Genomic DNA, 15,384 nt, shown 5'->3' on the forward strand with positions numbered 1-15,384 from the left:
CAAGTGCGCCAAATTGCCGTTAACGTCGTGTTAGCCAGAACTTCCTAGCGTGGGGCATCTGCTGATTAGGAGTTCTGCCATGGACGATTCGAGCCCCTTCGCCTCTCCCGCGCAGCCGACGGCCACGCGGCCTCTGCTGGGCCAAACCATTCTGGTTGTCGAAGACAGCCGCTATGCCTGTGACGCAATCCGGCTGATGTGCCTGCACAGCGGCGCCCGCATCCGGCGCGCGGATTGTTTGACCTCGGCACGGCGTCACCTGCAGATCTATCGCCCTTCGGTCATTCTGGTGGATATCGGCCTGCCGGACGGGTCGGGCGCAGAACTGATCGCCGAACTGACCGAAGCCAGCCCGCGCATCGGTGCCATTCTGGGGATGTCCGGCGATGACGATGCACAGGACTCTGCGCTGCAGGCAGGGGCCGACGGCTTTTTGCACAAGCCGCTGAAATCACTTTCATACTTTCAGAAGTTCATTCTGGAAAGCCTGCCCGAAGATCGCCGCCCCAACAGCCTGCACGCGGTCCGGGATGAGGTCATTCGCCCTGACCCGATGGCCTATCAGGACGACATGGCACATATCGCGGATGTTCTGGCCGGGCCGAACGATCACCGCACATTGGACTATGCGGCGCAATTCCTGCGCGGTGTGGCCCGCGATGCCGAAGACACCATTCTGGCCGATGCGGCGCAAAAGCTGGCGGAATCGCGTGCAGGCGGCACGCCAGTTACCGCTCTGGCCGCACAAGTTGCCGGCATCGTTCAGGCGCGGCTTGAACAGCGCGAGGCGATCTGAGATGGCAGCCGCATATTTTCTGACGGCCACGATCCTGTTCATCTGGGCCTATTACCAGACCAGAACAACGGCTCGGAACATTCGCTTGGCGCGTGACGCACGCCCCTGCCCTTTGTGCTTGAACGGGAATTCGGGCTTGGTGCTCTCAGCAAAAGAAAAACCCGCCGCATAGTCTGCGGCGGGCTGTTGATCAATCCTGCGGGATGATGCGCAATCCCAGCTCCATCAACTGATCCGAGGTCGGATCGGATGGCGCGTCCATCATCAGGTCCTCGGCGCGTTGGTTCATCGGGAACATCATGACTTCGCGGATGTTGGCCTCATCAGCCAGCAGCATCACGATCCGGTCGATCCCGGCAGCACAACCACCGTGCGGTGGGGCGCCATAGTGGAAGGCGTTGAACAGGGCACCAAAGCGGGATTTCACTTCATCCTCGCCATAGCCGGCCAGTTCGAAGGCCTTCAACATGATCTCGGGCTTGTGGTTCCGGATCGCGCCCGAAACCAGCTCATACCCGTTGCAAGCCAGGTCATACTGATAGCCGCGCACGTCCAGCGGATTGCCGTTCAGGGCGTCCAAACCACCCTGCGGCATTGAGAACGGGTTGTGTTCAAAGTCGATTGCGCCGGTCTCTTCGTCTTGCTCGTAAATCGGGAAATCCACGATCCAAGCAAAGGCAAAACGGTCTTTCTCGGTCAGGTTCAGCTCGTCGCCGATAACATCACGGGCCTTGCCTGCGACCTTTTCAAAGGCTTTCGGCTTGCCACCCAGGAAGAATGCCGCATCGCCCACACCCAGACCCAGCTGTTGGCGGATCGCTTCGGTGCGCTCGGGGCCAATGTTCTTGGCCAGCGGGCCTGCAGCTTCCATGCCTTCGCCCTGATCGCGCCAGAAGATATAACCCATGCCGGGCAGACCCTCTTTCTGCGCAAAAGCGTTCATGCGATCACAGAACTTGCGGCTCCCACCGGTGGGCGCCGGGATGGCGCGGATTTCCGTGCCTTCCTGCTCCAACAGCTTCGCGAAGATCGCGAAGCCAGACCCGCGGAAGTGGTCGGAGACCACTTGCATTTTAATAGGATTGCGCAGGTCGGGCTTGTCGGTGCCGTACCACAGGGCCGCGTCCTTGTAGGAAATCTGCGGCCACACCTGATCGACCTTGCGGCCACCGCCGAACTCTTCGAACACGCCGGTCAGAACAGGCTGGATCGTGTCGAATACGTCCTGCTGTTCGACGAACGACATCTCGAGGTCAAGCTGGTAGAAATCGGTGGGCGAGCGGTCGGCACGCGGGTCTTCGTCGCGGAAGCACGGCGCGATCTGGAAATACTTGTCGAAGCCCGACACCATGATCAGCTGTTTGAACAGCTGCGGGGCTTGGGGCAGCGCGTAGAACTTGCCCGGATGCAGACGTGAGGGCACCAGAAAGTCGCGCGCACCTTCGGGCGAAGACGCGGTGATGATCGGCGTCTGATACTCGCGGAAGCCCTGATCCCACATGCGTTTGCGCATCGAAGCCACAACGTCCGAACGCAGTGTCATGTTCTGCTGCATCGCATCGCGGCGCAGATCCAGATAGCGATAGCGCAGGCGGGTTTCCTCGGGGTATTCCTGATCACCGAACACCATCAACGGCAGTTCGTCAGCGGCTCCCAGAACCTCAATCTCGCGCACGTAAACCTCGATCTCGCCGGTTGGCAGCTTGGGGTTCACCAATTCGGGATCACGCGCTTTGACGTTGCCATCAATGCGGATACACCATTCAGAGCGGACCTTCTCAAGCTCGGCAAAGGCCGCGCTGTCACCGTCGCACAGAACCTGTGTCACGCCGAAATGGTCGCGCAGATCGATGAACAGCACGCCGCCGTGATCTCGGACACGATGCACCCAACCGGACAGGCGGACGGTTTCACCGACATTGGCGGCAGTCAGAGCGGCGCAGGTGTGGCTGCGATAGGCGTGCATGGAATATCCCTTCGGGCGCAGAATTCGTCGCGCCGATACACCCCGTCAGGCTTGGAAAGTCAAGGCAGGTATACCGCTCAAAACGGCCTTTGCACGTTGCCCGAGTAGAAATAGATGCCCAGACCCGCGGCAAAGATGATGTTCCCCGCAATCGCGTGCAGCAGGACAGCGTAGAAAAACGATCCGCGCTGGCGATAGGCCCAGGTGAACAGAAGCCCCCCGGCAAAGGTCATGATGGCGACGATCCAACTCCAATACATAAGATGCGCCAGCGAAAACAGCGCCGCATTCAGCAGATAGGCCGCCCGCCCGTTCGGGAGGATCGCATGGTAGCGGCGGAAGAACAGGGACCGGAACAGCAGTTCTTGCGGCAGGGCCGACAGCAGCGGATAGCCAAGCCAGATAACCAGCAGAAATTCGGGCCGGTTGCGCAGCAGAAAAAACGCCGCTTCTGGCCGGGTGGCCATCACCAGAGCGGTGCAGAAAGAGGTCATCGCAACCGCAAACAGAGCGACTTCGCGCCAGGACCAGTTGCGCCAGTTGTATCGCAGCTCGGCCCAGGCAAAACCCGGCGTGAAATGCAAAAGCACGATGCCGATGGCCGTGAAGGCGAACAACGACGGAAACATCCAGTTCGGAGGGAAAAACACCGCGATCAGCACCGGTACAGCCATGAAGAACAGCCCGAATTCCAGTCGCAATCGCAGATGTGGGACTGCGCTGTCCGCCCATTCGGTTTGTTTGCTCACTGTACTGCCAACTCCGCCCGGATCAGACCACGCAATGAATTTCCCATATAGATTTTTGATGCGTTTTTCAGGTCGGTCAAGGTCAGGGTGGCCTCGGTAACCTGTTTATTATCCAGCAGTTCTTCGCGCAGGATGCCCGGCAGGACGCCGCAGGACAAAGCGGGCGTAAGGTGGCGGCCATCGGGCATGTGCAGAAACAGGTTGGTGATGGTGCCTTCGCACAACTCATCGCGTTCGTTCAGGAACAGAACCTCGTCGATCCCTTTCGGCAAGGACGCACGGGCGTTGTCATAAAGCGCACGTTGGGTCGTCTTGTGCCGCAGCCAGGTGTCATCAGCGGTCAGCCGCGTCTGAGAAAGCGCCACCCGCCAGATCGGAGGGTTGTCGGCCAGCGCCCCTGTCGTCACGTCCAGTTGTCCTTCTGCAGCCAGCGTCAGACGGCAGCGCAGCGGCGAGGTGCCGACGACCGCGTCCAGTTTGTCAGCGGCCACCCCGTCATCGAACGGAAACCCAAACGCTCTGGCCGAGCGCGCCATGCGGGCCAGATGCCGGTCCCGCCGCACAAATCCCTGCCCCGGCCGAAAAGCCAGCGTTTCAATCAGGCGGAAGTCAGGGTCAGTTGGTGCGCAAAGCGGGCTTTCCATAGCGCTTCCTCATATTCCGAAGGGGCCGTGCTGTCCCAGACCACACCGCCGCCCACGTTCAGCGTGGCTTTGCCATCCTCGACCATCAGCGTGCGGATTGCCACGTTGAACTCGGACCGTCCGTCGGGCGCGGCCCAACCGATGGCGCCGCAATAGATATCGCGGGGCCAGGGTTCGAGGTCCGACAGGATCTCCATCGCGCGGATCTTCGGCGCGCCGGTGATCGAGCCACAGGGGAACAGCGCCATCAGGATATCAGATAGCTCGGCCCCCAGATGAAGCTGCGCCTGCACCAGCGAAATCATCTGATGCACGGTGGCGTAGGTCTCGACCTTGAACAGCTCGGGCACCTTGACCGATCCGGGCAGCGCAACGCGGCTGATATCGTTGCGCAGCAGGTCGACGATCATCAGGTTCTCGGCCCGGTTCTTTTCATCGATGGACAGGAAGGCGCGGCGGCGCGCGTCTTCGGCCATATCCTCACTGCGGGGCTGGGTGCCCTTCATCGGGCGGGTTTCGATCATCCGGTCCGCATCGGTGCGAAAGAACAACTCGGGCGAGCGGCTGAGCAAGTCGGGCAGGTCATCCTGCTGAACCAGTGCGCCATGACCTACCGGCTGTCCGCTGGCCAAAGCGGCATAAAGCGCAGCGCTGTCCCCCTCGACAGTCAGGTCGATGGGAAAGGTCAGGTTGGCCTGATAGATATCCCCGGCCCCGATGGCATCGTGAACCTGCTGAAAGGCGCGTGTATAGCGCACCTCGTCCCAGCGTGGCTCAAAACCGGTAATACCGCCCGCTGTCCGGGGAAGATCACATTGAACAGGCGCATCATAGACGCCGAAACACAGCAGAGGCAGGCGGCGGTCCTGTGGCAGGCGGTCGGTCAGGCGGGGTTCCAGCACATAGCCCAGCTCATAACTGGCATAGCCCGCCAGCCACGCACCCTCGGCGCGCGCCTCATCCAGCGCCGCCAACGCGTGGGGCACGTCCTCCGCGTTGTCTGCGCGGATCACCTTGGCTGGCCGGTCGAAACTGGTTCCGGGCCCGGCTGGCCCCTGATCAAACCGAATACGCAATTGCATCCTCATTTGCCGTGTTGCGCGGTATAGAGAATACGGCGGCAAGGGAAAGAGGGGAAAGCGGCAATTTCACACCCAATTCCGATACCCCTTGAACCTTTTCGCGCGGTCCCTATAACGCAGGACAATTTGGGCGCTTGGGGGCGCCCTGACTCGCGAACAATCGAAGGAACGTGGCCATGCCGAGAAGAACCGACATCAAGTCGATCATGATCATCGGGGCGGGCCCCATCGTTATTGGTCAGGCCTGCGAGTTCGACTATTCCGGTGCTCAGGCCTGTAAGGCGCTGCGTGAGGAAGGATACCGGGTCATTCTGGTGAACTCAAACCCGGCGACGATCATGACCGATCCCGGACTGGCGGACGCGACTTATATCGAGCCGATCACCCCCGAAGTTGTCGCCAAGATCATCGAGAAGGAACGCCCCGACGCCCTGCTGCCCACAATGGGCGGGCAGACCGGCCTGAACACCTCGCTGGCGCTGGAAGAGATGGGCGTGCTGGACAAGTTCGAGGTCGAAATGATCGGCGCCAAGCGCGACGCCATCGAGATGGCCGAAGACCGCGCCCTGTTCCGTGAGGCAATGGATCGGCTGGGCCTTGAAAACCCAAAGGCAACCATCGTGACCGCGCCCAAGCGCGAGGATGGCTCGACCGATCTGGATGCGGGCGTACAGATGGCTCTGGATGAGCTTGAGGAAATCGGCCTGCCCGCCATCATCCGTCCTGCCTTTACCTTGGGCGGCACCGGCGGCGGTGTGGCCTATAACCGCGAAGATTACATCCACTTCTGCCGCTCGGGCATGGATGCCTCGCCGGTGAACCAGATCCTCGTCGATGAAAGCCTGCTGGGCTGGAAAGAATACGAGATGGAGGTGGTGCGCGACACTGCTGACAACGCCATTATCGTCTGTTCGATTGAAAACGTCGATCCGATGGGCGTGCATACCGGCGACTCGATCACCGTGGCCCCTGCGCTGACGCTGACTGACAAGGAATATCAGATCATGCGCAACGGCTCGATTGCCGTGCTGCGCGAGATCGGTGTCGAGACCGGCGGGTCGAACGTGCAGTGGGCGATCAACCCCGATGATGGCCGCATGGTCGTGATCGAGATGAACCCGCGCGTGTCGCGATCGTCCGCTCTGGCCTCCAAAGCAACCGGTTTCCCGATTGCCAAGATCGCCGCGAAACTGGCCGTGGGCTATACGCTGGATGAGCTGGACAATGACATCACCAAGGTCACGCCCGCCTCGTTCGAGCCGACCATCGACTATGTCGTCACCAAGATCCCGAAATTCGCATTCGAGAAATTCCCCGGTTCCGAACCCTACCTGACCACCGCAATGAAGTCGGTGGGTGAGGCGATGTCCATCGGCCGCACCATCCACGAATCGATGCAAAAGGCGCTGGCCTCGATGGAATCGGGCCTGACCGGGTTTGATGAGATCGAAATCCCCGGCCTGAACGTTGGTGTTTGGGACGAGGCCGACGACAAGGCCGCTGTGATCAAGGCGATCAGCCAGCAGACCCCCGACCGTCTGCGCACCATCGCACAGGCGATGCGTCACGGGCTGAGCGACGACGAGATTTTCGGTGTCACCAAGTTCGATCCGTGGTTCCTGGCCCGTATCCGTGAAATCATCGAAGCCGAGCGCCAGGTGCGCAAGAACGGCCTGCCGGTGACCGAGGAAGGCATCCGCAAGCTGAAAATGCTGGGCTTCACCGACGCGCGTCTGGGCAACCTGACCGGTCGTGACGAAGACAACGTCCGTCGCGCTCGCCGCAATCTGGGCGTGAAGGCCGTATTCAAACGCATCGACACCTGCGCGGCTGAGTTCGAAGCGCAGACGCCCTATATGTATTCGACCTACGAGGCCCCGATGATGGGTGAGGTTGAGTGCGAGGCACGTCCGAGCGACCGTAAGAAAGTTGTAATCCTCGGCGGTGGCCCGAACCGGATCGGTCAGGGGATCGAGTTCGACTATTGCTGCTGTCACGCCTGCTTCGCACTGACAGAGGCGGGCTACGAGACCATCATGGTCAACTGCAACCCCGAGACGGTGTCCACCGACTATGACACCTCGGACCGTCTGTATTTCGAACCGCTGACCTTCGAACACGTCATGGAAATCCTGACGAAGGAGCAGGAAAACGGCACGCTGCACGGTGTGATCGTTCAGTTCGGCGGTCAGACCCCGCTGAAACTGGCGAACGCGCTGGAGGCCGAAGGCATTCCGATCCTCGGCACCACACCGGACGCGATCGACCTTGCCGAAGACCGCGAACGGTTCCAGGCGCTGGTCAACGATCTGGGCCTGAAACAGCCCAAAAACGGCATCGCCTCGACCGACGAACAGGCGCTGGAGATTGCCGAAGAGATCGGTTTTCCGTTGGTGATCCGCCCCTCTTACGTTCTGGGTGGCCGCGCGATGGAAATCGTCCGCGATATGGAGCAGCTGAAACGCTATATCAACGAGGCCGTCGTGGTCTCGGGCGACAGCCCCGTGCTGCTGGACAGCTATCTGGCCGGTGCGGTCGAGCTGGACGTGGACGCGCTGTGCGACGGCACCGACGTGCACGTCGCCGGCATCATGCAGCATATCGAAGAGGCGGGCGTTCACTCAGGCGACTCGGCCTGTTCACTGCCGCCCTACTCGCTTTCGAAAGAGATCATCGGCCAGATCAAGGATCAGGCGTTCAAACTGGCCAAGGCGCTGAACGTTGTTGGCCTGATGAACGTGCAGTTTGCGATCAAGGATGATGAGATCTACCTGATCGAAGTGAACCCCCGCGCCTCGCGCACCGTGCCGTTTGTTGCCAAGGCGACCGACAGCGCGATTGCGTCGATCGCAGCCCGCGTCATGGCCGGCGAAAAGCTGTCGAACTTCCCGATGCGCCCGCCGTATCAGGAAGGTCAGGACACCAAGATCGCCGACCAGATGACGCTGGCCGACCCGGACATGCCTTGGTTCTCGGTGAAAGAGGCGGTGCTGCCCTTCGCGCGTTTCCCCGGCGTCGACACGATTCTGGGCCCGGAGATGCGTTCGACCGGTGAGGTCATGGGCTGGGACCGTGACTTCCCGCGCGCCTTCCTCAAGGCGCAGATGGGGGCGGGTATGGTGCTACCCTCCTCGGGCCGCGCGTTTATCTCGATCAAGGATGCCGACAAGACCGCAGCGATGCTTGAGGCCGCGCAGGTGCTGATCGAGCAGGGGTTCAAGCTGATTGCGACCCGCGGCACCCAAAGCTGGCTGTCCAACCACGGCGTCGACTGTGACGTGGTGAACAAGGTCTATGAAGGCCGTCCGGACGTCGTCGACATGCTGAAGGACGGTCAGGTCCAACTGTTGATGAACACCACCGAAGGCGCGCAGGCGGTCGAGGACAGCAAGTCCATCCGCTCGATCGCGCTCTATGACAAGATCCCCTATTTCACCACGGCTGCCGCCAGCCATGCAGCCGCGCTGGCAATCAAGGCGCAGGCCGAAGGGGATGTCGAGGTGAAATCGCTGCAGGGCTGACCGGCTCGAACCCGCTTAAATGCAACACATTTTAAGCGCCCGTTGACCCCATGTCTTCGGGCGCGCATCTTTTCTGCAAACGAGCAGAAGGATAACAGAAATGCGCAGGTTTATGGTTTTCGCCGCTCTGATGACGCTGGCCGCGTGTGACGTACCGCTGGTTCCGCTGATCTGACACGGCCTTCAAAGCTGTTTTCACTGTCCCTGTGCGCGCGCGGGCTGCATGATGCTGTCTTGAAACCAGCAGGAGAGCCATGCGCCTTTACACCACATACGGCACCAACGACCTGAAGCAGGCCATCCGGTTTTATGACGCGATCTTTGCTGTTCTGGAGCAGCCGCGCCTGCCGGGATGGACCGAAGATCGCGCGGGATGGGGAGCCGAACCTGACGCAGGTGTCGGGTTTTGGATATGCTCACCCTTTGACGGCCAGACGGCCAGCGTCGGCAACGGCACGATGATGGCCTTCCCTGCCGACAGCGCCGAGCAGGTCAGGCGGTTTCACGCAGCGGGGCTGGAATATGGTGGCTTCGACGAAGGGGCGCCGGGCACACGGAATTACTATTCCCCCGAATTCTATGTCGCCTATCTGCGCGATCCGGATGGCAACAAGCTGTCTTGTTTTTACTACCATTACGACCCCGTAGGGGACCCGGGCGACTGAAAACAGCCGCCCGGTATTCGTCAGGCTGCTGCGGCCTCGCGTTTTTCATCCCGCGCGAAGAACACGAGGTAGAAAACCGGCGCCGCAACCATCGTCAGGATCGTGGCAAAGGCCAGACCTCCCATGATCGTCACCGCCATGGACCGGAAGAACGCATCCGTCAGCAGTGGTGCCATCCCCAGAATGGTGGTGATCGCCGCCAGCATCACGGGGCGCAGACGCGAGACCGAGGCCTCGACAATCGCCTCGCGCAGCGGTTTGCCGGTGGCGCGGACCAGATCGATCTCCTCGACCAGAACGATGCCGTTCTTGATCAGCATCCCCGACAGGCTGAGCAGGCCCAGCAACGCGGTAAAGGTGAACGGCAGGCCGGTGCCCAGCAAACCGATGACGACCCCGTTCACCGACATCGGCACCAGCAGCCAGATGATGATCGGCTGCCGGATGGCGTTGAAAATCAGCACCGAGATCAGCACCATGATCAGCAGGCTCAGCGGCAGCTGACGCCCAAGGCTTTCATTGGCTTCACCTGCGTTTTCAAACTCACCGCCCCATTCCATCCGGTAGCCCGGCGGCAGGTCCATGCCCTCGATGGCGGCGCGGACTTCCGAGTGGACCTGAGCCGCCGTCATGTCGGGTGGGATGTCGGCCCCCACGGTGATCGTCAGAACCCGGTCGCGGCGATGGACCAGCGTGTTGAGCGGTTTGTATTCGAACCCGTCGACCATTTGCTCAATCGGAACAAACCTTTCGGATTGATCCGAGTACACGACCTGATCGACGATCGAATAATCCCCGTCCGCAGGGCGGCGCAGGATGATGGGGATCAGGCGGTCCCGCTCGCGGAAACCGCCAGCGGTGATCCCGTCTGTCGAAAACTGCAGCGTTGCAGCAATGTCTTCGCGCGAAACACCGGCGGTCTGCGCCCGCTCGGTCGCGTAGATCGGCTGCACTGCCAGTTCCTGCTCGCGCCAGTCGTGATAGACGTTCAGCGCGTTGGGCGAGGCCTCGCGCATTTTCAGCACCGCCGCCTCGGCCAGTTCACGCAAAACCGCCGGATCACTGCCCGAGAACCGCGCCTGAACCGGATCACCGCCGCCCGGACCAAAGATCAGCCGCTTGGTGCGGAACTGCCCTTCGGGGAATTGGGCCTGACCAAACGCCTCAAGATCCGCCTGCAACGCCGGAATGTCCTCCAGCGAGTTGGTACGGATGATCATGTGACCATAGCTGGGGTTCGGTTTTTCCGCCGAATAGGTCAACAGGAACCGGGTCGCGCCCTGCCCGACAAAGGTGGTGACCGACACCACGTCGTCACGTTCGGCCAGCCAGTCTTCGAACACGGTCATGTCTTCGGCGGTGCGGGCAATCGGCGTGCCTTGCGGCAGGTTGTAATGCACGAAGAACAGCGGCGTGTTCGAGTCCGGGAAGAACTGCTGCTTTACCAGACCAAAGCCCGCGAAACAGGCCACCGTGACCCCGACCAAGGCGGCAATCACCAGCCAGCGCATCCGCAGCGACCAGCGCAAGATCGCCCCATAGACGCGGAACATGATGCCACCGTAAGCATCGACCGCGCCCTCTTTGCCCTGCTGGAAGAAGTAATGCCCCAGTAAAGGCGTCACGGTCAGCGCCAGCACCCAGCTGAGCATCAGCGAGATACCGATCACCGCAAACAGCGAGAACAGGAACTCGCCGGTCGCATCGGGGCTGAGACCGATCCCGGCAAAGGCCATGATGCCAATCACCGTTGCCCCCAGCAGCGGGATTTGTGTTTTCGAGGCCGCTTCATCCGCCGCGTCACGCGAATTCTTGCCGCGCAGCATTGCGATCTGCATCCCCTCGGCCACCACGATGGCGTTGTCCACCAGCATCCCCATAGCGATGATCAGGGCACCCAGCGAAATCCGCTCCATCTCGATCGAGAAGATCGACATGAACAGCAGAGTTCCCACAACGGTCAGCAGCAGGGTCGAACCCACAACCACCGCCGCGCGCCAGCCCATGAAGATGCCCAGCACCGCAACCACGATACTGACGGACATCGCCAGGTTTTTCAGGAAATCGTTCGAGGCCTGCTCGACCACCACATGCTGCTGATAGATCGGCAGGATTTCCACGCCAAAGGGGATTTGGGCGTCCAACTCGGCAAACTTGGCATCGGCGCGCTGGCCGACCTCAACAATATTCTCGGTCGACAGGCCCGCGATACCCAGCGTGAATGCCTCCGCGCCATTGAACCGGATCATCACGTCCGGGTCAGTCTGACGGCCCCGGAACACGTGGGACATATCGAACAGGTTGATCACCTGCCCCTGCGAGCCTACGGACAGTCCGGCAATGGCCGAGACGGAATCCGACCCTTCGGCCGTCAGGATCGTGGTGCGGTCATTACCGGACCGGACGGATCCCGACGCGTTGACGGAATCCGCGTTGGCGATGGCGTCGTTGATGGTCTGGATCGGCACGTTCTGATTCACGGAAATGGCCAGATCGGGTTCGACAAAGATCGCCTCTTGCGGCAGGCCCATCACCTCGACGTCGGCGACACCGGAAACGGTCAGCAACTCGCGCCGCAGAAAGGTTGCCAATTCGTGTTTCTCGGCGTCTGAAAAGCCCTCGGCGGTGACGGCATAGAACAGGCCGAACACATCGCCGAACCCGTCATTGACCAAAGGTGCGCCAACACCCGGAGGCAAGCTCCGCGCCGCGTCGCGCGTCTTGGCGCGCAGTTCGGTCCAGATACGCGGCAGTTCCGTGCCGTCATAGGTCGACTTGATCTCGACCTCGATCAGCGAGAAACCGGGTTGGTTGACCGACGTAATTGTATCGACCTCACCCATTTGTTGAATGGCGGATTCCAGCGGCTCCGAAACCTCCAACGCCACCTGTTCCGCCGTAGCCCCCGGGTACTGGGTTGCGATAACGGCGTTTTTGATGGTGAAAGCCGGGTCTTCCAGGCGGCCCAGCGACAGGAACCCCCAGACCCCACCAAACAGGGCAAACAGGATGATCAGCCAAGTATAAAGCGGCCGGTCGATTGAGGCGCGTGCGATGTTCATTTGCCCACCCTCAGTTCGCAAAACCGGTAAAGCGGCGCACGGCCTGACCATCGGTCAGCGCACCGCCTCCGGCGACGACAATCTCGTCACCATCCGACAGGCCGGTCAGCACCCGAACATCACCCGTCTGGGTCGGCTCGATGGTGACGGGCACGTGACGGATGGTTCCTTCATCGGCACCAACCGGTGAAAACACCATCACACCCAACGCACCGTCAGCATCGGCAACGATGGCCGAGGCCGGAATGATGATGCCTGTGCGGGCATCCTGAACCTGAACATTCACCGTCACGGACGAGCCGGGCAGGATTTGCAGCCCCTCGGGCGGGGTCAGGCCAAACTGGATGCGAAACGTCTGCCCGACGGTCGAGCTTTCGGCATCGAACTCGCGAATCTGAAGGGGAAACACTTCGTCGCTGGCTGGGAATTTCGCAGTGATCGTAAGGTCATCTTCCTGCGAGGACCGCTGGAATAGTATCTCGGGTACGTCGACCTCGATCCGCAGCTCGGACATGTCATGAATGCGCACGATGGGCGTCCCCGCTGACACGGTCGTGAAAGCCTCGACCGCCCGGCTTGAGACCAGCGCATCAAACGGTGCGGACAGCGTGGCGTGTTCCAGATCGTATTCCGCATCCCGCACCGCGATCTCGGCCAGTTGCGCGGCGGTTTCCGCATCGTCTACCGCCACCTGACTGGCCGTCGTCCCACGCAGACGCGACAGGCGGGCCAGGGTTCGATCGGCCTGGTCCTTTTGCAGCACGGCCCGGTCATAACGGCGCTGGAACGGGGCCTGATCCAGTTGCGCAATCAACTCGCCCTTGGGGATCACAAAGCCTTCGTTTACCGGCATTTCCACGATCTGACCGGACACCTGAAAGGCGAGGTCAACAGTCTGCCGGGCGGCCACCCGCCCAAAAAACTGCCGCGAAAACCCGGGCGAGGTTTCCCGCACCTGCATCAGTTTGACCGGCTTGGCCGTATCTTGCGCCACAACCGTGGCCGCCAGCGCGATCAGGGTCGCGCTCAGAACAGAGAGGAGTTTCATTTCGTCAGTCCCTCGGGAATTCCCGTTTTAAGAATGTTGTCTCGGATTTTGCGCGCCAAACGCGCGAATTGGGCCGTTTCTTCCGCATCCAGGCCAGAGGCGCGGTGGAACAGGTCTCCGGCCACGGACACCAGCATGTTACGCATCTCTTGTCCCTGCTCTGTCAGAACCAACAGCCAGGCCCGGCGGTCCTCAGGATCGCGTTCGCGGGTCAGCAGACCCGCCTTTTCCAAACCGTCCGCCGTTGCGGTGATGGTCGATGGAACGGTCAGCATGTCGGCGGCCAGAACGCCCATGCGCTTGGGCTGATCCAGCTTGATCAGCATGTGGCACTCAAGATGGCTGAGATCGGTTTCGACGCAGTCAAAGGCCTCTTCCAGTTTCCAATACAGCGCATACACCCCCATGATGGCCTGAATTTCGGGGCTGAGCCGGCCTAGCCTGGTGCTGATATCGTCTGACATACGAACCCTCCGGATGAGTCAGGCTGGTCATATACTTCGAATTTCGAACTATTCAAGATATGAAGCTGAATTAGATTAACCCCCGTGCATTCCGTTAGGTCACCATACCTTGATCATACCCGGCTGTGACTGCATTTTAGGCCAACTCGAAACGTCCAGGACCCGCCATGTATACCCCTGCAATCACCGGCACCGGTGTTTTCACCCCCGAAAACGTTATCACCAACGCCGAGCTTGTCGCCGCCTTCAACGCCTATGCCGACAAGCAGAACGCCGCGAATGCCGACGCAATAGCAGCGGGCGAGATAGAGCCGATGCAGCACTCATCGGAAGAGTTCATCCTAAAAGCGTCGGGTATCGAGAACCGCTATGTGATGGACAAATCGGGCGTTCTGGACCCGGACGTGATGCACCCCCTGCTGCGCCAGCGCAGTGATGATGAGCCGGGTATCATGACCGAGATGGCGGTGGACGCCTGCAACAAAGCGCTGGCTCAGGCCGGGCGCAGCGCCGAGGATGTCGATCTGGTGATCTGCGCCGCCTCGAACCACGAACGCGCCTACCCGGCGATTGCGATCGAGATCCAGCAGGCACTGGGGATCAATGGCTTTGGCTTCGACATGAACGTCGCTTGTTCCTCGGCCACATTCGGCATTCAGGCGGCGGCGGACATGATCCGCTCGGGCTCGGTGCGGTCGGCTCTGGTGGTGAACCCCGAGATTTGTTCGGGCCATCTGGAGTGGCGCGACCGCGACTGCCACTTTATCTTTGGAGACGTGGCCACGGCCACGCTGATCGAACGGGTCGAAGACGCGACGGGCCCGCATTTCGAAATCCTCTCGACCCGCTGCGCCACGTCGTTCTCGAACAACATCCGCAACAATAACGGCTTCCTGCGCCGCTCGCGCCCCGCCGGGGTGGTTGATCGCCGTGACATGCAGTTCATGCAGAACGGCCGCAAGGTGTTCAAGGAAGTGCTGCCGATGGTCAGCAAACACATCTCGGACCACATGGAGTCCGAAGGGGTGGCCAGTGGTGACCTGAAACGCATATGGCTGCATCAGGCCAACAAGACGATGAACGATTTCATCGGAAAAAAGGTGCTGGGCCGCGAACCAGAAGCAGGCGAGCAACCCAACATCCTGCAGGACTATGCCAACACGTCCTCAGCCGGGTCCATCATCGCGTTTTCCAAGTATTCCGACGACCTGACGGACGGGGATGTCGGCCTGATCTGTTCCTTCGGCGCCGGATATTCGGTGGGATCGGTGATCGTGAAGCGGCGCGGGTAAAAAACGACATTAAACTGCGTTGCAATCGAACGCCGCCGAGCTTGCATTGTCTGGATTTGAGCCTTCATTTATGGCAAGCCATTCCTGATGGCGCA

The 15,384-nt window shown here is 60.8% G+C and carries 11 protein-coding genes; 4 read left to right on the top strand and 7 right to left on the bottom strand.

Annotated features, from left to right (window positions below; genetic code table 11):
* Positions 1 to 79 precede the first annotated feature (79 nt).
* Complete coding sequence (locus tag ACR0DO_RS03990) at positions 80 to 796, top strand: response regulator (RefSeq protein ID WP_480556821.1); 717 nt, start codon at positions 80 to 82, stop codon at positions 794 to 796.
* A gap of 190 nt (positions 797 to 986) precedes the next feature.
* Here the strand turns inward: ACR0DO_RS03990 and aspS are convergent, their stop codons facing one another.
* From aspS to ACR0DO_RS04010, 4 genes are all read right to left on the bottom strand, one after another.
* A complete protein-coding gene (gene aspS, locus ACR0DO_RS03995; RefSeq protein ID WP_480556822.1) occupies positions 987 to 2,762 on the bottom strand; it encodes an aspartate--tRNA ligase in 1,776 nt (591 codons plus the stop codon).
* 77 nt (positions 2,763 to 2,839) lie between these two features.
* Complete coding sequence (locus tag ACR0DO_RS04000) at positions 2,840 to 3,511, bottom strand: CPBP family intramembrane glutamic endopeptidase (protein ID WP_480556823.1); 672 nt, start codon at positions 3,509 to 3,511, stop codon at positions 2,840 to 2,842.
* Entirely contained in the window at positions 3,508 to 4,155 is a 648-nt protein-coding gene (locus tag ACR0DO_RS04005; protein ID WP_480556824.1) for an aminotransferase class IV family protein, read from the bottom strand. The genes ACR0DO_RS04000 and ACR0DO_RS04005 overlap by 4 nt, the downstream gene beginning before the upstream one ends.
* Positions 4,110 to 5,237: an aminodeoxychorismate synthase component I gene (locus ACR0DO_RS04010; protein ID WP_480556972.1), complete on the bottom strand. Its 1,128-nt coding sequence runs from the start codon at positions 5,235 to 5,237 to the stop codon at positions 4,110 to 4,112. Before ACR0DO_RS04010 ends, ACR0DO_RS04005 begins: the two co-directional genes overlap by 46 nt.
* Before the next feature lie 176 nt (positions 5,238 to 5,413).
* Between ACR0DO_RS04010 and carB the strand changes: the two genes are divergently transcribed.
* Complete coding sequence (carB, locus tag ACR0DO_RS04015) at positions 5,414 to 8,758, top strand: carbamoyl-phosphate synthase large subunit (protein ID WP_480556825.1); 3,345 nt, start codon at positions 5,414 to 5,416, stop codon at positions 8,756 to 8,758.
* 254 nt (positions 8,759 to 9,012) lie between these two features.
* Positions 9,013 to 9,423, top strand: a complete 411-nt coding sequence (locus ACR0DO_RS04020; RefSeq protein WP_480556826.1) for a VOC family protein — start codon at positions 9,013 to 9,015, stop codon at positions 9,421 to 9,423.
* A 20-nt stretch (positions 9,424 to 9,443) separates the two neighbouring features.
* Here the strand turns inward: ACR0DO_RS04020 and ACR0DO_RS04025 are convergent, their stop codons facing one another.
* The 3 genes from ACR0DO_RS04025 to ACR0DO_RS04035 are packed head-to-tail and all read right to left on the bottom strand — an operon-like array spanning position 9,444 to position 13,997.
* A complete protein-coding gene (locus tag ACR0DO_RS04025) occupies positions 9,444 to 12,485 on the bottom strand; it encodes an efflux RND transporter permease subunit (RefSeq protein WP_480556827.1) in 3,042 nt (1,013 codons plus the stop codon).
* 10 nt (positions 12,486 to 12,495) lie between these two features.
* On the bottom strand, positions 12,496 to 13,533 hold the full coding sequence (locus tag ACR0DO_RS04030; protein ID WP_480556828.1) for an efflux RND transporter periplasmic adaptor subunit: 1,038 nt from the start codon (positions 13,531 to 13,533) through the stop codon (positions 12,496 to 12,498).
* On the bottom strand, positions 13,530 to 13,997 hold the full coding sequence (locus tag ACR0DO_RS04035; protein WP_480556829.1) for a MarR family winged helix-turn-helix transcriptional regulator: 468 nt from the start codon (positions 13,995 to 13,997) through the stop codon (positions 13,530 to 13,532). Before ACR0DO_RS04035 ends, ACR0DO_RS04030 begins: the two co-directional genes overlap by 4 nt.
* Before the next feature lie 167 nt (positions 13,998 to 14,164).
* Between ACR0DO_RS04035 and ACR0DO_RS04040 the strand changes: the two genes are divergently transcribed.
* Positions 14,165 to 15,289 carry a beta-ketoacyl-ACP synthase III gene (locus tag ACR0DO_RS04040; RefSeq protein ID WP_480556830.1) on the top strand — a complete coding sequence of 375 codons (1,125 nt, stop codon included), beginning with the start codon at positions 14,165 to 14,167 and terminating at the stop codon, positions 15,287 to 15,289.
* The last annotated feature ends 95 nt before the right edge of the window (positions 15,290 to 15,384 follow it).

The organism is Ruegeria sp. AM9, assembly GCF_056540565.1.